Annotated in this window: 14 protein-coding genes and 2 pseudogenes; 9 read left to right on the top strand and 7 right to left on the bottom strand. The window is 40.6% G+C overall.

Features of this window, described 5'->3' with window-relative positions:
- Window positions 1-290: 290 nt before the first annotated feature.
- Window positions 291-2,537 (bottom strand): fatty acid oxidation complex subunit alpha FadJ, encoded by a 2,247-nt coding sequence (gene fadJ, locus P4S71_RS21840; protein WP_337151502.1) that lies wholly within the window; start codon window positions 2,535-2,537, stop codon window positions 291-293.
- Window positions 2,537-3,847: an acetyl-CoA C-acyltransferase FadI gene (gene fadI, locus P4S71_RS21845; RefSeq protein WP_004335629.1), complete on the bottom strand. Its 1,311-nt coding sequence runs from the start codon at window positions 3,845-3,847 to the stop codon at window positions 2,537-2,539. Before fadI ends, fadJ begins: the two co-directional genes overlap by 1 nt.
- A 306-nt stretch (window positions 3,848-4,153) precedes the next feature.
- Between fadI and P4S71_RS21850 the strand changes: the two genes are divergently transcribed.
- The 8 genes from P4S71_RS21850 to P4S71_RS21885 are packed head-to-tail and all read left to right on the top strand — an operon-like array spanning window position 4,154 to window position 12,427.
- The gene (locus tag P4S71_RS21850) at window positions 4,154-5,110 is read left to right on the top strand and encodes an AAA family ATPase (protein WP_007377762.1); all 957 of its coding nucleotides are present in this window, start codon (window positions 4,154-4,156) and stop codon (window positions 5,108-5,110) included.
- Window positions 5,111-5,113: 3 nt separating this feature from the next.
- Window positions 5,114-6,058: a DUF58 domain-containing protein gene (locus tag P4S71_RS21855; protein WP_007377763.1), complete on the top strand. Its 945-nt coding sequence runs from the start codon at window positions 5,114-5,116 to the stop codon at window positions 6,056-6,058.
- A 2-nt stretch (window positions 6,059-6,060) separates the two neighbouring features.
- The gene (locus P4S71_RS21860) at window positions 6,061-6,495 is read left to right on the top strand and encodes a DUF4381 domain-containing protein (RefSeq protein WP_004335624.1); all 435 of its coding nucleotides are present in this window, start codon (window positions 6,061-6,063) and stop codon (window positions 6,493-6,495) included.
- A complete protein-coding gene (locus P4S71_RS21865; RefSeq protein WP_024591645.1) occupies window positions 6,488-7,474 on the top strand; it encodes a vWA domain-containing protein in 987 nt (328 codons plus the stop codon). Before P4S71_RS21860 ends, P4S71_RS21865 begins: the two co-directional genes overlap by 8 nt.
- Window positions 7,474-9,405, top strand: coding sequence for a VWA domain-containing protein (locus tag P4S71_RS21870; protein ID WP_337151503.1), 1,932 nt, complete (start codon window positions 7,474-7,476; stop codon window positions 9,403-9,405). The genes P4S71_RS21865 and P4S71_RS21870 overlap by 1 nt, the downstream gene beginning before the upstream one ends.
- Entirely contained in the window at window positions 9,399-11,057 is a 1,659-nt protein-coding gene (locus P4S71_RS21875) for a BatD family protein (protein WP_337151504.1), read from the top strand. Before P4S71_RS21870 ends, P4S71_RS21875 begins: the two co-directional genes overlap by 7 nt.
- 60 nt (window positions 11,058-11,117) lie before the next feature.
- A complete protein-coding gene (locus tag P4S71_RS21880; RefSeq protein ID WP_007377767.1) occupies window positions 11,118-11,675 on the top strand; it encodes a sigma-70 family RNA polymerase sigma factor in 558 nt (185 codons plus the stop codon).
- Complete coding sequence (locus P4S71_RS21885) at window positions 11,675-12,427, top strand: DUF3379 family protein (protein WP_337151505.1); 753 nt, start codon at window positions 11,675-11,677, stop codon at window positions 12,425-12,427. Before P4S71_RS21880 ends, P4S71_RS21885 begins: the two co-directional genes overlap by 1 nt.
- A gap of 239 nt (window positions 12,428-12,666) precedes the next feature.
- Here the strand turns inward: P4S71_RS21885 and P4S71_RS21890 are convergent.
- Window positions 12,667-13,343: pseudogene (locus P4S71_RS21890) on the bottom strand (IS30 family transposase).
- 472 nt (window positions 13,344-13,815) lie between these two features.
- Here P4S71_RS21890 and P4S71_RS21895 point away from each other — a divergent pair.
- Window positions 13,816-15,057 carry an MFS transporter gene (locus P4S71_RS21895; protein ID WP_337151663.1) on the top strand — a complete coding sequence of 414 codons (1,242 nt, stop codon included), beginning with the start codon at window positions 13,816-13,818 and terminating at the stop codon, window positions 15,055-15,057.
- A gap of 64 nt (window positions 15,058-15,121) precedes the next feature.
- Here the strand turns inward: P4S71_RS21895 and P4S71_RS21900 are convergent, their stop codons facing one another.
- The 4 genes and pseudogenes from P4S71_RS21900 to P4S71_RS21915 all read right to left on the bottom strand — a co-directional run bounded on the left by P4S71_RS21900 (window position 15,122) and on the right by P4S71_RS21915 (window position 20,389).
- Window positions 15,122-16,168 carry an NAD(P)-dependent alcohol dehydrogenase gene (locus P4S71_RS21900; protein ID WP_337151506.1) on the bottom strand — a complete coding sequence of 349 codons (1,047 nt, stop codon included), beginning with the start codon at window positions 16,166-16,168 and terminating at the stop codon, window positions 15,122-15,124.
- A 143-nt stretch (window positions 16,169-16,311) separates the two neighbouring features.
- Window positions 16,312-17,023, bottom strand: a pseudogene (locus P4S71_RS21905) (DUF1499 domain-containing protein).
- 107 nt (window positions 17,024-17,130) lie between these two features.
- Window positions 17,131-18,471 carry a DUF1501 domain-containing protein gene (locus tag P4S71_RS21910; protein WP_337151507.1) on the bottom strand — a complete coding sequence of 447 codons (1,341 nt, stop codon included), beginning with the start codon at window positions 18,469-18,471 and terminating at the stop codon, window positions 17,131-17,133.
- 10 nt (window positions 18,472-18,481) lie between these two features.
- Complete coding sequence (locus P4S71_RS21915) at window positions 18,482-20,389, bottom strand: DUF1800 domain-containing protein (RefSeq protein WP_337151508.1); 1,908 nt, start codon at window positions 20,387-20,389, stop codon at window positions 18,482-18,484.
- Window positions 20,390-20,445: the final 56 nt, after the last annotated feature.

A 20,445-nucleotide genomic window follows, 5' to 3' on the forward strand; every position in this document is an offset into this window, starting at 1 on the left:
AAATTTCCCCTAGGGCGAACGCAAGGACAGTGTATGTTTAACCTCGAAAATAAACAGGATCTAGTCAGTCCATTTTTGAAAAAAATCACCTTTAAAGGATCATATTAAGCTTTTGGATTACCGGTCAATTTAGAGAGGATTTATCACAGTATTATATTTTTAACCTGTGAGCTTAATAACGACACCGCTGTATATTTAATTTCTAAAGATAAAAATGTGTTGAAGTAACTCCCTAAAAAAATGCAGCTCATCTAAACGAGCTGCATTTAATCAAAAGTAACTTTGAAGGATTACTTTACTATTTTATCTTCGTTTACTTCAACAACCTCAGGCGAGGCTTCTGTAGCATCTTCTTGCGTAACTTCAACGTCCGCTTTAACCGCAATCGCTGCATCCACAGTTGCTTGCTCACCAGCTATATCGGCTTGTAAAACAGTGTAAAAAGTAGCACCAGAGCTTGTCATTGTTACCAGTGACTCACATGGAGCAAAATTAGCATCGCTGTTAGCCAATGTAGACATATCAGCACTTATTTTACTTGCGCCTAATTTATCCATATAGCTAAACGGGCCACCTAAAAATGGTGGGAAACCAATACCAAATATTGCACCAATGTCGCCATCACGTGGGCTGGCAATAATGCCATCATCTAAACAGCGTACTGCTTCGTTAAGCATTTTCGATACACAACGCTTAGCAATTTCGCTTTTGTTTAAACGTGGAGCTGGGGTAACACCCAGTAGTTCGTAAACTGACTCATCAACCTTTTTGCCTTTTTTGTCGTACTCATAAAAACCACGACCTGATTTACGGCCAAGGCGTTTTGAATCAATCATACGCACAAATGCATCAGGGCCTTTAAAACGCTCACCTAATTCTTTTTCAAGAATTGGGGCAATTTTAGAGCCAATATCAATACCTACTTCATCAAGTAGAGCCAGCGGTCCTACCGGAAAGCCAAACTCGACTAGGGCTGCATCAATCTTTTCAATTGGCTCACCCGCAAGCATTAAGTTAGCTGCTTCGTTTAAATAAGGCGCTAAAATACGGTTTACGTAAAAACCAGCCATGTCTTTTACAACAATTGGCGTTTTACCTTGCTTACGTGCAAAGTTAACAACGCGAGCAATGGTCTCTTGAGACGTACCTTCGTGTGGAATAATTTCCACTAATGGCATTTTTTCCACTGGTGAAAAATAATGTAAGCCAATTACATTTTCAGGACGTGCTGCCTGCGCTGCAATTTGTGATATTGGTAATGATGACGTGTTACTAGCAAAAATGGTATTTGCTTGGCATTGCTGCTCTACGTCAGCAACCATACCTTGCTTAAGTGCAAGATCTTCAAACACCGCCTCTATCACTAAGTCAATGTGTTTAAAGCCACTGTAGTCAGTTGTACCTGTAATGCGGTTCATTGTTAACTGCACATCAGCTTTAGACATAATACGACGCTTAAGGCGCTTATCTAAAATTTTGTAGGTGTAGCTCATTGCATTACTAATGCCCTGCTCTGCTACATCTTTAATACGCACCGGTACTTTAGCTTTAACAGCACTTACGTGCGCAATGCCTGCGCCCATTAATCCACCACCTAAAACAGCAGTTTTGCTGATTGCTGGTGCGCCATCATTGCGCCACTCTTTTTTCATTTCAGTGGTTGCAAAGAAAATACCGCGAAGCGCTTTAGATTCGTCACTCATTACAAGTGTTGCAAAGCTTTCAGCTTCTGTTTTATACGCTTTTAGCTCATCAAGCTCTACACTAGCACGCACTGCTTTAATAATAGCGAGTGGTGCTGGGTAGTGCCCGCCCGTTTTTTTAAGTACGTTTTCTTTGGCTTTTTTAAAGATAAAGTTACGACCAAACGGGTTTGACTCTAATAATTTACTAATATTGTCGAGTTTTGGCTCTTTTGCTTGTGGCTTTTTCTTAGTCGCAAATTCTTTTGCAACTTTTAACAGCACACTGTGCGGTACGCAATCATCAAGCACGCCTGATTTTTTAGCTTGCTTAGGGCGAATTTGTTTACCTGTTAGCATCCACTCTAGTGCTTTTTGAATACCAACAATTTTAGTTAAACGCTGCGTGCCGCCGCCACCTGGTAGTAAACCAAGTTGCACTTCTGGTAAGCCAATTTTTGTTAAATCGCTGTCGGTACCAACACGGTAATCACACGCTAAAGCAAATTCTAAACCACCACCTAATGCAGCGCCATGAATCGCACTTACTGTAGTGTATGGCAGTTTTGTCATATCAAAAAATGCTTGATGGCATAGTTCGCTAATAGCTAGCGCATCTTCACGCTTTTGAACGCTATCGAGCATTTTTACATCGGCGCCCGCGATAAAGTTATCGCTTTTTCCGCTTATAAATACCATGCCTTTTACATTTTGCGACTTAGCGTCTTCTAATAATGCTTTTAAGTCATCGGCAAAACTACTGCGCAGGGTATTCATTTTCTCCCCTGGCACATCAATAGTTACAACGGCGATTTTATTTTCATCTACCGCTAAATTAAATACTGAATCTGTCATTACGCACTCTCCAATACAAAGGCTGCACCTAAACCACCAGCAGCACACGCTGTTGTTAATGCTAAACCGCCACCACGACGTTTAAGCTCGTGTAAGCTTTGCGTAATTAAGCGTGCACCTGTTGCTGCAAATGGGTGACCATATGCTAAAGAGCCGCCGTTAACGTTAAACTTATCCATGTTAATTTCGCCGATTGCTTTGCTGCGACCTAAATGCTCTTGTGCAAATTTGTCTGAAGCAAACATTTTCATATTGGCAAGTGTTTGCGATGCAAACGCTTCGTGCATTTCAATTAAATCTAAATCAGCAAGCGTAATACCCGCTCTATCAAGTGCAATAGGCGTTGAATGAGCAGGGCCCATTAACATGTCTTTTTCTACGCCAATTGCCGAAAATGCAAAGCTACGTACGTAACCAAGTATTTCGTAGCCAAGTGCTTTTGCTTTACTTTCGCTCATCATAAGTACGGCCGCTGCACCATCAGTTAATGGTGTTGCATTTGCTGCGGTAACAGTACCGTGCTGACGGTCAAAAACAGGTTTAAGCTTGGCGTAACCTTCAACCGTTGAGTTTTTACGAATGTTGTTATCTTCTGAAATAAAGCTTTTATATGGCGGTAAATGCGCCGTCATTACTTCATCTTTTAACTTACCATCAGCCCATGCTTGCGTTGCAAGTGAGTGAGAACGATGCGCTAATGCATCTTGATCTTCACGGCTAATATTATGTGTTTTAGCCATTTGCTCAGCAGTTTGCCCCATTGAAAGGCCTGTTGAATACTCTGCTACAGCAGGTGGCACTGGTAATAAGTCTTTTAAACGCAGTTTTGAAAATATTTTTAAGCGTTGACCAAGCGTACGCGCTTTATTTAAATCAACTAAGCTGCCTGCTAGCTTTTTACTAACACCAATTGGCAGTACTGATGACGAGTCTGCGCCGCCTGCAATACCTACACTTACAGATCCCGCCATAATAGACTCAGCTACATTAGCAATAGCCTGAAAGCTGGTAGCACATGCGCGCGATACAGAATATGCATCAACCGATACCGGCATACCTGTGCCCAATACAATTTCACGTGCAATATTTGGCGCTTCTGGCATTTGTACTACTTGACCAAATACAAGTTGATCAATTTCTGACTTATTGAAATTTAATCGTTCAAGCATTTCGTTAACCACCAATTTACCCATATCAAGTGCTGGTACATGGTGAAACGCTGTTGCTTGTTTTGCAAAAGGTGTACGTAAGCCGCTAACGATGGCAATACGGTCGCCCTTTGGTGTTTTTAGTATGTTTTGCTCAGACATTTATGCTCTCCCGCTGACAGGTCTGACCTGTTTGTTTTCCTCGATTCTAAACAACCCGTGCCCTAAAGCCAATAGATAAACACAAATTTATATAAACAGTGTTTAATTACGATTATCACAATAGGCTTTTTTAGACGCATTTACAAAGTTTTGTGGTACGCTAAAAATCGTTAAGAAATAACGAACTATTTTAAAAAATACAGTCTAACCCTTGAGTTACTCAATTATAAACCTTATAAATAGGTCAGTATTTATCACCTAGCACTATTAGGTACAAACCCAGCTGACGAGGACAGTCCACTTATTATGGCAGCTAACGCATTTTCACAATTAAAAACGTACTTAGATACACAAATCATTGGCCAGCCAGAGCTTACACAAGCGCTACTTATTGCTATTTTAGCTGATGGTCACTTATTAGTAGAAGGCCCTCCTGGGCTTGCAAAAACACGTGCAGTTAATGCACTTGCTAAAGGCATTGAAGGCTCATTTCAGCGCGTACAGTTTACGCCAGATTTATTACCGGCTGATGTTACAGGTACCGACATTTACCGCCAACAAACTAGCGAGTTTGTATTTGAAAAAGGCCCTCTTTTTCATAACCTTATTTTAGCTGACGAAATTAACCGTGCACCAGCCAAAGTACAATCAGCACTATTAGAAGCCATGGCAGAGCGACAAGTTACCGTGGGTAAAAATACATATCCGCTTAGCGAACTGTTTTTAGTTATGGCAACGCAAAACCCGCTAGAGCAAGAAGGGACTTACCCGTTACCAGAAGCCCAGCTGGATCGCTTTTTACTGCACCTAAGTATTGACTACCCTGGCGCAGAGCATGAGCTTGATATACTGCGTTTAACACGCGGCGAAGCGCTTAATGAACAACAACCAGTAATGCAAAAAATTAGTCAAAGCGATTTATTTGCAGCGCGTAAAGAAATATTAGGCCTTTATTTAGCAGAGCCACTTGAGCAATATTTAGTACAACTTATTATTGCTACCCGTGAAGGCGCTAAATTAGACGCGCAACTAGGTAGCTGGATTGAGTTTGGTGCAAGCCCGCGTGCAACAATAGCACTTGATAAATGTGCTCGTGCTCATGCATGGCTTCAAGGTCGCGACTTTGTAGCACCTGATGATATTCAAGCTGTTGTGCATAATGTACTGCGTCATCGCATTATTTTAAGTTACGAAGCCCAAGCCGATGGCATTACTAAAGATCAAGTAATAAGCCGTATAGTTGAACTTGTAGCCGTACCATAAGTTATGCAAAAACAATTAGAAACCCAAGCATGGCTCAAACAGAGCCATAGCCACGGTGTTAATTTAGCACTCAAAGAGCTGATGTATTACAAAGCCAAAGCGCAATTGCTTGAACTTGCCCCTAAGGTAAAAATAAAAAACACCTTAACAGGGCAATACCTTGCACCGCACAAAGGCCGAGGAATGGAATTTGCCGAAGTGCGACATTATCAGCAAGGTGACGATATTCGCTCTATTGATTGGCGAGTTACTGCGCGTACCGGCGAGACTCACACAAAGCTCTTTCAAGAAGAAAAAGAGCGCCCTGTGTTTGTATTTACTGATTTTTCAAACTCAATGCTGTTTGGCTCAAAGTTACTATTAAAGTCGGTGCAAGCTGCGCATATAAGCGCTCTTGTTGCATGGTCGGCGTGTCAGCGCGGCGATAGAATTGGCGGTATTGTGTTTAATCAGCACTCGCATTTAGAGCTAAAACCCAGTGCCCGTGAAAAAGCAGTGCTTAAGCTTTGCCATAATTTATGCGATAACCACCAGCAAGCGCTTAACAATATTGATAAAACAGCCCCTAACAACTTTAGCGATAACCTAAAGCGCCTTAATCATTTAGCAAAACCAGGTAGCTTAGTGTATTTAGTGTCTGATTTTAATGCTCTGGATGATGCCAGCTTTAAGCAACTCGAAATATTAAGCCGCCACTGCGAGCTGATTGGTTGCCACATAAGCGATCCGTTTGAGCATCAGTTACCTGCGTTTAAGCAAGCCGTTACTGTTAATGCAAATGGTCAGGACTTTGCCCTACCATTAATGGATAACAGCTTTAGAGAACGCTTTGCTAAAAATGCTGAGCAAGCATTTAGCGCGCGCTTTAATCGCCTAACTAAATCGGGTCTTAATTTAATATCATTCAATGCAGCAACACCGCTTGAGCTGCAATTAGTGAGAAAATAACCATGCAAACCAATCCACTCGATGGCCTGCACGATATAATAGCGCCAAGCCAAGTTAATTGGTGGCCACTCGCCCCTGCTTGGTGGGTTATTATTGCACTGCTGTTTTTAGCACTGTGCGCAGCTATTTATATATTTTATAAAAAACATAAATTTAAAAAGCCTAAACGCTACGCAATACAATTGAGCCAAAGTGAGCAAAACCCTCAGCAACTGCATATTATTTTAAAACGTTTAGTGATTGAATATTACGACAAGCGACTTGCTGCACAATCTACCTCTAAATGGTGCACAACACTTAATACGCTTACCGGTTTGAGCTTTACAGAACAAGAAATACTAAGCTTGTATAACCCCAGCCAAAAAGATACAACACTGTGCGAAAAATTTCGCCAAGGTATTAAGCAATTTAAAATAAAGGAGTCAGTAAATGTTTGAATTTAGCTGGCCATGGTTATTTTTATTAATACCCTTACCTTTATTACTTTTACTATTAAAACCCGCAGCAAGTAATGCCAGTACGCGTTTACGTATACCCAGTTTTGCAAAGCACAATTTAACCAGTCAAAGCATTGAGCCACACGCACGACGTTTAAATCCTTTCGAGTGGGTAATTTGGTTATTACTTGTTACTGCCGCTGCCAATCCAACATGGTTAGATGAGCCAATCTCATTACCAAATGAAGGGCGCGATATAATGTTAGCAGTTGACTTATCAGGCTCGATGACCGAACAAGACATGGCTTACAATGGCCAATATGTTGACCGCCTTACCATGGTAAAAGCCGTACTCAGTGATTTTATAGAGCAGCGTCAAGGCGACAGGCTTGGGCTGATATTATTTGGCGACACCGCGTTTTTACAAACCCCGCTCACGCGCGACGTTAAAACAGTAAGTAAAATGCTCAGTGAAGCGCAAATTGGTTTAGTAGGACGCGCAACAGCCATTGGTGATGCATTGGGTCTTTCGGTAAAACGCTTTGCCAATAAAGATGAGAGTAACCGTATTGTGGTGCTATTAACCGACGGACAAAATACCGCTGGTAATTTAAACCCAGAAGATGCTCTGCTGCTAGCTCGCGAGGAAGGTATTAAAGTGTACACCATTGGCGTTGGCTCAGATAATCCGCGCGGCTTTAGCCTCTTTAACATGGGTGGCTCTAGTGGCAGTAGTTTAGATGAAAGCTTACTTAAAAAGATTGCCGAGCAAACTGGCGGATTATATTTTAGGGCCAAAGATGTAGCAGGCCTTCAACAAATTTACGCAGAGCTTGATAAACTTGAACCTATTAGCGCTGATGAACAAACATTTCGCCCACAAAGCTCATTATTTTACTACCCGTTACTTATCGCTATTTTACTTATTAGCTTAAAAGTAATGCTGAGTACACTGCGTGCATTAAAGGAGCCAAACTAATGGATTTTGAATTTATTCGCCCTGCTCTTTTATGGTTACTCATACCTGCTGTGGCATTATTTTTTGTCGCCTTAATTAAGCATAAAAAAACGACTAGTGAGCAGCTAATTGCACCGCATTTAGCACAATTTATAATGAGCGAAGCAAACACTAAAGCCAGCCAGCCACTTTGGTTAGTTGCTTTGTTTTGCAGCCTTGGCATTTTATTTAGTGCTGGGCCTAGCTTTGAGAAAAAACAAGTTCCTGTATTTCAAAGTAAAAGTGCCCGTGTAATTGTTATGGATATGTCGTACTCAATGTACAGCACCGATATTTTACCAAATCGTTTAATGCAATCACGCTTTAAAGCGCTTGATATGATTGAGCTATTTAAAGAAGGTGATACCGCGCTTGTAGCTTACGCAGGCACGGCCTATATAATATCGCCACTAACAAACGACGCCACAACACTTAGTAATTTAATTCCAAGCTTAAGCCCTGAAATAATGCCAGACAAAGGCTCAAACGTTTTAGCCGGTCTTGATATGGCCAAAGAGCTATTAACGCAAGCGGGTTATATTGATGGCGACATTATTTTAGTGACCGACGGTATTGACCAACAAGAACAAAGCGACGTGAGTAGCTTTACCAGTAACGCCCAATATAGATTAAATATATATGGCGTGGGTACCGCTCAAGGCGCTCCAATTAAGTTACCTGAAGGTGGTTTTTTGAAAGACAGATACGGCCAAATTGTAGTACCTACTCTCAATGCCAGTCAGCTTAAAAATTTAGCATCGAGCAGTGGTGGTAAATTTGCTAGTTACCAGCCTAGTAATAACGACATAAATACGTTTGCCCCAAATGCACAGAGTGAATTATTGAAAGACGAAAAACAAAGCCATGCGCTTTGGCGAATAGATGCAGGTATTTACGGACTCTTGTTATTACTGCCATTTGGTTTGTATTTATTTAGACGCGCTGCCTTGCTAGGCGCATTTTTAGCTTTTGGTTTTTTACCGCAGCAAAATGCGTATGCCGTAGAGCTCCCTACTCTTTTGCAAAATGCAGATCAACGTGCATTGCAGGCTTACAATAATAAAGAATTCGATGCAGCAACACAGGCGCAATCGAGTGAGTTAAAAGGCGCTGCGCTTTACCAGCAAGGTAATTTTGATGCTGCACTTAATGAGTTTAGTAATGATAAGTCGGCTACCGGTTTATACAACTACGGTAATGCCCTTGCCAAAGCTGGTAAACTTGAGGACGCAATTGAGGCGTACAAACAAGCCCAAACCTTACAAGATGACTTTACGCAAGCAGCCGATAACCAAGCCTTAGTTGAGCAATTACTAAATCAACAAGAGCAACAAAACCAGCAAGATCAGCAAAGCGACGGCGACGACTCTCAAGACCAAGATGATAGTCAGAAAAAAGATGAGCAAAACCAAGGGCAAAATTCTGAACAGTCAAAACAGGATCAGCAACAAAATGGTGATAAAAGCGATTCTGAAAAAGGCGAAAACGAAAGTCAAAGCCCGAGCGATGAAAAATCAGATAAAGAGTCTGAACAATCAAAAAATCAACAAGGTGAGCCTGACGAACAATCAGACAAGCAAAATGAACCTGATATGCAAGCCCAGCCACAAAGTGAGCAAGGGCAAAATAAAGACGCTGACCAGCCTAAAGAGGATGAGCAGCAACAAAGTAAGCCACAAGCAATGAGTGAGCAACCCGCCACTGATGAGCAAAAACAAAGTGCTCAGCAACAAGCGATGCAAGCCCAAGCAAGTGAGCTCACTAATGAAGAAAAAGAAAAAGCACAACAGCTTAATCAACTACTTAGAAAAGTCCCGGACGATCCGGCTATTTTATTACGGAATAAAATGCAATTAGAAGCCCAAAAAAGACAATATAAACGTCGCCCTACAGGAGTCGAAAAATCATGGTAATGCGATTATTTTGCTGTTTATTGCTATTAAGTGCGATGCCTTCGTGGGCTGCCACCAAATTAGAAGCCAGCGTAGATAAAAACCCTGTATTAGCGGGTGAATTTTTTATGCTTAATATATCGGTAGACGATACAGTTAAAGGCGAGCAACCAGACACCTCATCGCTGTTAAAAGACTTTGTTGTAGGCCCGACGAGCTTAAGCTCTCGTACCAACATTATTAATGGCAGCATTAATAAACAAACTACGTGGTCGGTCAAATTAATGACTCGCACAGAGGGTGATTACACGATTCCGGCATTTAGCGTTGCAGGGTTAACCTCACAGCCTATTAAATTAAAAGTGGCAAAACGCTCAGTTGATGCAGATAAAAATAACGAAATATTTTTAAAAACGTCGCTCTCGAGTAATTCATTATTTGTGCAAGAAGCAGGCGTTTACACTATTAAACTTTACCTTGCGAAAGAATTGCTTGATGGCAGCCTAAGTGCACCAAGTATGGAAGACGCTCAGCTTACTCAATTAGGTAAACAAACCGAGAGCTATGAGCTGGTTGATGGCAAGCGCTACCTTGTTATTACTCGCGAGTATTTAATTCAGCCACAAAAAAGTGGTGTCTACACGATTGCAGGTCCTGCTTTTCAAGGGCGAGTACAACAAAATTATCGTCAATTAGAAGTATCCGCTCTTGGCGACGACCAGCAAATAGAAATCAAGCCAATTCCGAGTGATTATAAGGGAACGTGGTTACCAAGCGAGTTGGTTAATCTAGACGAAGAATGGCAACCTAACGACAACACCGTAGAAGTCGGTACGCCTATAACACGTACTATTACACTTACCGCTCTTGGCGTTACAAAAGAGCAATTACCTGAAATCTCTATGCCTACCATTGATGGCATACGCAGCTACCCTGATAAAAAAGAAAATAACAATGCAGTACGTGACGGACGTGTTGTATCGCAGCAAACTGCATCGTATGCATTACTGCCGCAAAAACCAGGTACTTACACTTTACCTGAAATACAGCTGCCTTGGTTTAATACTAAAATGAACCGTATTAGCGTAGCTACATTACCCAAGCGTACTATAACTGTTACACCTAGTAGTACAGCTATTAGCTCAACAACTAACAGTAATCAACAAACTATCGATACGCTAACATCTTCGCCAAATAATAATGTAGATGCTACACAGTTAGAATCAATGCAAGTACAAAAAAATATACCATTGTGGCTTATTGCTGTTGCGATATTAGGTTATGTTTTATGGATTGTGACTGTAATTTTTTATTGGTTTAACCGTTCTACTAGCAATACCACTAAGAAAGTACAATCAACTGCGGATATAATTAACCAACCAAGCTTGAAAAAGCTGGTTGCGGTAGCAAAATCAAACGATAATAAAGTGTTTTATAATGAGCTTAATAATTATGCGGTCCTGGTTACGAATAAAAATGTGGGCGCAATTGATGAACTATGCTGCATTGTAAGCAATAGTGAGTTAAATAACTATATTATGCAATTGCAGGCACAGCTTTACAGTAATAGAACTACAAACTGTGATCTTAATGCTATTATTAAAATTCTTGAGAACCATCAAACTCAGGCATTAAAGTCGCAACAAGCTGTATTAAAAGACCTTTATGATTAATAACTACGATACTCAGGTCTTTTTTGCAATAAATAATAATTTTTAATTAAAAAAGTGCTTATGCTTGGAAAGAAAAAATCAAACAATCAGGTCTTAATCGATATGGCAGAGAAACAAAAGCGTTATGAAGCCTTGGTCCACGTTTACAATAAAGAGCTTTATCGCTTTGCTTATTGGCTATGTCGTGATCCGCACATAGCAGATGATCTAGTACAAGAAACGTTTTTACGCGCTTGGCGTTCACTCGACTCTTTACTTGATCAAAAAGCAGCTAAACCCTGGTTACTTACTATATTACGAAGAGAAAACGCACGCCGATTTGAACGTAAACAGTTTGATTATAGCGACGTAGAAAACGATACGCTTGTTGATGAAACCAGCCACTCATTAGATGATGAAATGGAACAAACGGTTATTCAACGCCAGATTGCACTGCTATCTGATGAATACCGAGAGCCGTTATTACTGCAAGTTGTAATGGGCTGCTCTGGTGAAGAGATTGCAGACATACTTAATTTAAATAAAAACACGGTAATGACCCGTTTATACCGTGCCCGAAATCAACTTAAAGAGGCTTTAAGCCGTGATGATGAACAACTTAAAGGGGCATCAAAATAATGGATGAACTTGAGTTTCGTCGCCGCACTATTGCGCAGCCAAACGACATTGACAAGGAGCTCATGGAGTTTGCTAACAATAACCCTGAGCGACAAAGTTTTATTAACGATATGAAAGATTTTGATAAATTTATTCAAGATTCTTTAGACATACCTGTGCCTGAAAACCTTGCAGATCGCATTCTTTTAAACACATCGTTAAAAGAAAAAGCACTACAAGAAGAACAAGCAACAGGAAAAAATGTAGTTGATGCCCGCTCGCGTTTTAAGCTTGACCGCGTGCATCTTGCGTTAGCAGCATCTTTTGTAGTGGCGATTAGTGCCTTCTTTTTTAGTACAGAGCAAAATATTGCACACGAAGCGGGTGAACATGCACTAGCTCATGTGTACTACGAAATTAGTGCGCTTGATAAAAAAGAGCCCATTAGCTTGCAAAGTGTAAACGATAAGTTAGCTGTTTTAGGCGGTCATATTGATGAACTTCCTGGTGCAGTCACTTACGCTATGTTTTGTGATTTTAAAGGCGAAAAAGGCCTGCATTTAATATTTGAATCTGACTTTGGCCCTATGACTGTATTTATAGTACCTTCTGAAAATCAATCATTTGGATTTGGTGATGATGATTTTAAAGATGAGCGCTTTGAAGGCCATATCAACCGAGGTTCACAAGCTGATACTATTTTAGTGGCAAGTCTTGGAGCACCCCTAGATACATATAACGAACGCGTTACAGGCGCCATTCGTTGGCTTTAAAAAACAAATTTACCGCTTAGTTTCTACTGAGCGGTTTTTTCATTAAATACCCTCTAATAAATCATCCCTTTTATACCTAAAAACTCTGATTTTTAAACTAATTAATTAAATTCCTCATGAAAGTAAATTATAATCGCGGCTCGATTAAAATTAAGGAATTTCATGAAGAATATCATCGTTATTTTTTCACTATTGGCATTGTTATGTACTCGCGGATTCAAATCTGAAGTGCATAACGTTTAGGCGGCTTTAGGCGCCAAGTGATCCTGCATCAATTTTGCAGGCGTTTCAAATCCAAGTGTCTTTCTCGGACGATTATTAAGTTGCTCAAGTACTGGTATAACTTGCGCTGGTGTTACCGCCTTAAAATCTGTGCTCTTCGGCCAATACTGGCGTAGTAATCCATTCGTGTTTTCATTCAATCCGCGCTCCCATGAGTGATAAGGGTGAGCAAAATAAACAGGAACACTTAATGCCTTTGTGATTTGCTCATGATAAGCGAACTCTTTTCCATTGTCAGCCGTTATGGTATGAAGCGCTGACCTATATGGCCTTAATAGTTCTATCGTCGCCGCAGTGACGGCTTGTGCTGTTTTTCCTGCCACCTGAGTTGATACAGTGAATTGGGTGACCCGCTCTACAATGGTAACAAGGGCGCCTCGATGGCCTTTACCTATGACGGTATCTATTTCCCAATCTCCGATACGGCCTTTCTCATCAACTATTTGTGGACGTTCTTCAATGCTAACGCGATTTTTTATTTGTCCTCGGTTTGTCTTACCATGACTGCGCTTGTGATAATCGTAGATTGCGATAAATTAGTTAGCTCAGCAATACTTTGTTGCGTAAAACCGCTTTTCTTTAGAATAGCGATCTGGCATCTTTGCTCATAGGTCAGTTGTTTGTAATGTCTCATTGTAAAATCTCTTGCCGGAGAAAAAGCAGTTAGCTTATGAGCAACTGACCACTTAATCTAGCCAAAACAAGTTATGCACTTACAATTTGAATCTAGGCTATTAAATGCATAAATCGTATATATCTTATTTAATTTCAGTTTGGCACATGACGCCGCGCACTTTTTAACTTAATATAACCACCTGTTTATCTCTAAATCACGTCATTTTTTCTAGGGTCTGTTTATAGATTAAAATTCGTTCTATCTAGGTTCGATTTAATCGCGGCGCGAGGTGTGTAACCTAGTGGGCTAAGTAAAAACAGAGCAAAGCTTCCGCGTTCTGCTCAACACCTTTTACCTACATCCATGAGGGAATAATCACACTAACAAGCTCTGCCTTGCCTAAAAAACACACTGCAGTTAAATTCAATCTCGAAAGATAAACAGAATCTAGCCTATATATAATATTTTTACATATTTTACTGTTGCTTTTATCTATGTATTTCACATCAATTTCAAAGGATTTTTTATGACATCAGATGTAACGTCGGCATCTAGTCAACTTAACAGAACCGCTATTTTATTTGTATTAGCGCTCGGTACATTTATTTTAGGATTATCTGAATTTTCGATGATGCCTATGCTGCCACTAATTAGCGAAACATTTGGTTCAACGCCATCACAAAGTGGTTATGCAATTAGTGCTTACGCCATTGGTGTTGTCGTGGGCGCGCCTATTTTAATGCTAACAACTGCTAATATGAGAAAGCGCAAAGCATTGCTCATTTTTATAAGCTTAATGTTTGTCTCAAACGGATTAAGCGCGATGGCAACATCGCTTGAGCAGCTTGTAATATTTAGATTTTTAAGTGGCTTACCTCATGGTGCATATTTTGGTGCTGCTATTTTATTAGCATCGGATATTGCCCCAAAAGGTAAGCGTGCAAGCTTTATGTCTAAGGTGTTTATGGGTTTAACTGTGGCTACTATTGTTGGCGTGCCTATAGTTACACTTGTAGGTCAAAATTTAAGTTGGCGTTATTGTTTAGCTGGCGCTGCAGTGCTTGCATTTATTGCTTTTATTTTTGTTTATAAAGTAGTGCCAAATATCGATAACGCTAAACCTTCTAACTTACTAAACGAGTTTGGCGTACTTAAAAATAAACTGGTTTGGTCTATTTTAGGTATTGTAATTATTGGCTTTGGTGGGGTGTTTTGTATTTATACTTACATTGCCGACACCATATTAGTGGTAACAAAAACAGCCCCGTATACTATTTCTATCGCAATGGTAATGTTTGGTATCGGTTGTACGCTCGGTAACTATGTACTGGGTAAAGCAGCCGATAAATCTGCAATTAAAACCACTGGTCTTGCACTTGTATGTACCATTGTATTTGCCTTTGCTTATGTAACGGCAAGCCATAATATTTGGGCTCTTTATGCTGTGATCTTCTTTATTGGTTGCAGTGTGGGCTTGGCTACGCTGATTCAAACGCTTTTAATGGACGTCGCCCCAGAAGGCCACGCTATGATTGGCGCCTTAGTACAGTGCGCATTTAATACTGCCAATGCTATAGGCCCTTGGGTCGGTGGAATTGCAATAGCACAGGGTGCTGCACCTAATCAAACAGGTTACGTAGCAGCTGCATTATTTTTAGGTGGTTTGGGGATGTGGCTACTAAGTTACTTACAACTAAATAAACAGCAACCAACAGCGCAAGCAGCTAATTAACTTGAGTTCTGGTTAATTTAAAATACAAAAAGAGCCGCTAATTAGCGGCTCTTTTTAGGTAAAATTAAGCGTTTAGTGATGCCATATCAATAACAAAACGGTATCGTACGTCAGATTTTTCCATACGCTCGTACGCCGTGTTAATTTCGTCTATGTTGATCATTTCGCACTCAGGTAGCACGTTATTTTCACCACAAAAGTCGAGCATTTGTTGCGTCTGTGCAATACCACCAATAAGTGAGCCTGCAATACGACGGCGACCCATTAATAATGGCACTGTATTTACTTCATCTACCGGACCAACTTGACCAACAATAACTAATGTACCATCTACATCAAGTAGTGGCGTGTAAATAGATAAATCATGTTTTACAGGGACTGTATCTATAATGACGTCAAAGGCAGATTGCGAGTCTTTCATTTCGTCATCATTAGATGACACTAAGTAATGCTGAGCACCTAATTTAACGGCATCATCTTTTTTAGATTCACTACGACCAATAACCGTTACGCTTGCACCCATCGCAACTGCATTTTTAACAGCCATATGACCAAGTCCGCCTAAGCCAACTACACCCACACGGCTACCTTTTTTTACGCCCCATTTATGCAGTGGTGAGTAAGTAGTAATACCAGCGCAAAGCAATGGCGCAACGCGCGAAAGGTCTAAATTTTCTGGTACTGAAAGTACAAATTCTTCACGTACAACAACATGTTTAGAATACCCACCTTGGGTCATTTCACCACTAATACGGTCTTTACCTGCGTATGTACCAATCATACCTTCTCGGCAAAATTGCTCTTCGTGATTATCACATTGATCGCAACTTTGACACGAGTCAACCATACAACCAACAGCAACAGTGTCGCCTTGCTTATATTTTTTCACGTCGCTACCTACCGACATGACTTTACCTACAATTTCGTGCCCAGGTACTAACGGGTAGTCACTGCCGCCCCAATCATTTCGTACGGCGTGTAAATCTGAATGGCACACACCGCAGTATAAAATTTCAATTTCTACATCGTTATTTCGTAAATCGCGGCGCTCAAAAGAAAACTCTGTCAATTCAGAACCTTGGCTTTTTGCTGCATATCCTACTGTTTTCATAATAACTCCATAGTGGTTAAAAATTTAAATCATCAACAGCATAGCCCATAGCCCGTGAATAGAACCTGACAATATAAAATAGGCACAAAAAAAGCCCAAACAGTGTTTGGGCTTAATCGTTAGTACTAGGGCGCTAAATTTAATTATTTTGCAAGTAAGCTGTTTAGTTCATTAATTAATGTATGAATGCGCTGTGCATTTTTGCCTAAATCACTACGTCCTACTCGCGACTTACTACGAATATCGACGAAACGTTCACTGCCTTCATCGTTAATGCGGACAACGACATCATCTTTAAAACCAAACCATGTTGTTGTATCAGTCGCTTCTACAAGACCTAAACTTGTATCTGTGTTAACAAGTTCCCAACCCAAGTTTTTCACTGCTTGCTCTGTAGCTTCAAGCAAATCAGTTTTAGATTGAGCAAAACTAAGCGTTGCAAGTTCTGGGTAAGCTTTGCGTTGTTCAATTGCGGTTTCTTCGCCTGCATAGGCAACTGGGTTTGGCGCATCAACACGAAGTGGTGCAATAGCTACAAACTGAGGGGTTAACTAAGTCGGTAGAAATATCATGTATTGGCGGCACACTTTTAGCTGTGTTCATCATATTTAAAGGCATTGCTATAGCCACTGCTGAAAATACAACCGCAATACCTGCACTACCAAATGTCACAGTTTTGCGCATAAAGATTATCTGTATTAAAAGTAACACAAGTGCAGCGCCACCTGCATAAACGCCAAATCGAAAGCCTGTGAATGCAGTTCCTAGTTCTACAATACCAAATTTGTACAAAGGCCCAGGCAGAACGACCAGCAAAAAGGCAATTAAACTAACTAAGCTCACTAAAATTTTCATTTTATGATTCCTTTATTATGTGTGATTTTTATTATTAAACAGATAAACGCTATTAACGAGTAGCTTATACTGCCTATAAGTGCTTTTAGATTACTATTAGCGACTAATTACACAAAAAAGTCCAATGTTGTGTGATCAAAGTTACTTAAATTAGGAAAAATATCAACAAGCTCAGAGCTCGGCACACCAAACCACTGAGCCAATGTGGCAAAGTACTGCTCATTTGCAACGCTTGGAATTAAACGCCCGCCACTGGTATCTTGTGGGCCATCTAAATGCTGAGTTAAAAGCTCACCATATATATCGCCACCCTTTACTGCGCCGCCCATTACTATTTGATTCCCTGCCCAACCATGATCAGTACCATCGCCATTTGAGGTCAACGTACGACCAAAATCAGACATAGTAAACGCAGTCACTTTATCTGCCATATCAAGCTCTTTCATCGCACTATCAAACTCACTAAGCCCTTGGGCTAATGTGCTTAGCAATACAGGGTGAGTATCTAGCTGATTATCATGGGTATCAAACCCGCCCATAGACACAAAAAACACTTGGCGCTGAGTACTTAATTTTGACTGCACGCTAATTGTTTTAGCAACTGCTGCTAACTGCTCCGATAAACTTGTATCACTAAATGAAGTAATTAACGCTGGCGCTGTTTCTAGCGCATTATTCATCGCTTGGGTGTTATTAATCGCCGACTTGAAGCTATCAGCGTAAGCACTACTGAGGGGATGAACTGTATTACTCATAATCCGGTTCATTATAGTAGTTACATGTTCCATGCGCGGCTTATAATCACTAAATGCATTAATTTTACTTATACCGCTTTTATTAAGTGCAAATGCTTTTGTTTGATTACCCGTTTGCCAAAGGTTTGTACCATCAAGCGATATATTAGCGGCAAACTGATCTTGCTGCTCTAAGCGCTCAAGTAAACGTGCGCCCCACCCACTATTTAACGACTGTTTTTCACGCCCATACATCCATGATGCCTGCTGATCATTATGCGAGAACAAATGTTTGGGGATCGTCAAGGTTTTATTTTTATAATCATCGAGAGTAGTAGGTGCGAGTAAAGTTCCAAGGCCGCCAACAAACGCTAGATTAGACGAATCAAACACACTTTTAATAGGCGCAAGCGAAGGATGCAGCCCAACTCCACCAGCAAAATTAGTTGCACTATTAAGTGCTATAGGCGCCGAAACAGCAAGGTTTTGACGACTTTGTTCATACAAACTACGTTGCTCACCTTCTAATGGTACTAGCATATTAAGTGAATCATTACCGCCATATAAAAACACACACACCAACGCTTTGTAATCCCCCAACTCAATCGCATTTACTGACCCCGTTAATGCTTGCAGTTGTAAACTTGTTAACGCGGCCGCCGACACACCGCCTTTTAAACATAACGACAAAAACTGTCTTCTATTTATGCTCATTATGTCTCTCCTAATACTGCAAATTAAATTCAGGTGAAATAGCAATTATGTAAAGTAAATACGATACCCGTTCTCGATATTCGGCATCATTAAAGTATGCATCTAAATCAAGCAATGCTTGGCGCGTATCAGCACTCATTGAACCTGCAAAATATAAAACATTATACTGTTCAAGTAAGGCACCTACCCCGTTACTTTTTAAAAAGCTCATATCGCTCTTGATATAAACATATAACTCTTTGGGATTTAAATCATCACGTGCTTCTGCAGTTCCCCATACTAAACCTGAGAAATGCTCGTTCATAGTGCCAATTAATGTAGTATCACCCGCTATTTGTAATTCCGGTGCGACTAACTCATCACTGCGTAATTGAGCTGGCTGATAATCGGGTCTAAAAAAGTTAAATACAGATGGCGAACGCATTGGCCCCTGCCCATAATTATTTATTAAATTCCATGTTCTATACTCCCCTTCTAAAGACCTTGCATCAAGGTTTCGCCAAAATTGTACTGTTTTTAGTAAGGGCTCCTTAACTTTTCCTTGATAGCTTAAAACACTGCCAAAATGACGAGCCTCGTCATCTAAGTAAATAGCTTTAATGACAGCCGCTAAATCCCCACGCACACCATCGCCATTATCGTTAAACACATTAGCCACTCGCTCAATATATTGAGGGGTTGGATTTGATGTAATTAATCGTTGAATTAGTTGCTTAGTAATAAATGGTGCTACATTGGCGTGATTAAATAAATTATCGAGTGCTATTTGCAGTGATTCCTCTGGCCCATAGCCCTCAGGGATTACTTCATTATTTAAAAGTACTTTTTGTTTACTTGAATGGTATTCGCTAAATGCTTGCATTGGTTTAATATAATCACGGCTTTTGCGTTTAAACGTTTCACTATCGGCAAACGTCCAACCAGTAAATACCCGTGCAAAGCCTTCAATTTGAGACTGCCCGTAAGTGGCAATGGTATTCCCTTGGGCATCAAGCTTTGCGCTGCCATCTTTATTTAGCTCTTCAAGCCCAATGGTAAATAACTGCATTACTTCACGTGCGTAATTTTCGTCTGGACGAATGTTAAGTGCATCATCTGCTTTTTCGTTACCTAAATGGCTTAAATAAGTCCCCATAATTGGCGAAAGCGTGACATCCTCTAGTAACTCCCGGTAATTACCAAATGCATTTTTAAGCAGTAAATCGTAGTAGGTAACCATTCCTTCTGGTTGAGAGCTTAAGCTGCTATTGGCATCCGACACCACTAATATCTCGCTCAATGCAAATGCAACGCGCTGGCGAAGCTGATCGTCACTGCGCAGGGTCGCCTTCCACCAACCATCAATACGGTTGATATATCTAAAGTCATCTTGATCCGGACTATTGACTAAATAACTTCGGTGGTATTCAATTGGCAATGCTATTTGGCTTTCAAGCCATTGCTGCTCACTTAACCCTTGGGCTTTGCGTATTTCATTAAGTGTTGGCCCCATACTACCTTGGTGTAGCAAACGTGCAGCAGCAAATTCATCCATCGCGTTTCTGGCAATAAAACTTACCGTTTTAACTGCAATAGCACCTTCGTTGTCCGTTGCCGTTACATTAAAGGCATACTCTTTTGGTGAATAACTCAATGCTGAAGGAATATTTATTATCACAGAGTTAGCAGCTATTGGCTCATCAAGTACCTTCAGACCAGCAGTTTGCTCCCAGATCACACTTGTTATTGTGCCGTCGTTATCGCTCGCTGTTGCGGTTAATTCAATAGTTTGGCTTTTGGTTATATCGCTTGGAATATTAGCCACAGATAAAATAGGAATTTCATTTCCATTAATAGTTGGCGTATCATCTGAGCCTGAACCACCGCAAGCACTTAGTAGCAAAACTGAGCTTGCCATCAAAAAATATTTATAATGCATGAAAGTCGTCATCGTCTTTTAATAAAGGTACGTTACCATGTACCGAGTTTGATGCA

Source organism: Pseudoalteromonas sp. B62, from assembly GCF_037162565.1.
Taxonomy (GTDB): domain Bacteria; phylum Pseudomonadota; class Gammaproteobacteria; order Enterobacterales; family Alteromonadaceae; genus Pseudoalteromonas; species Pseudoalteromonas fuliginea.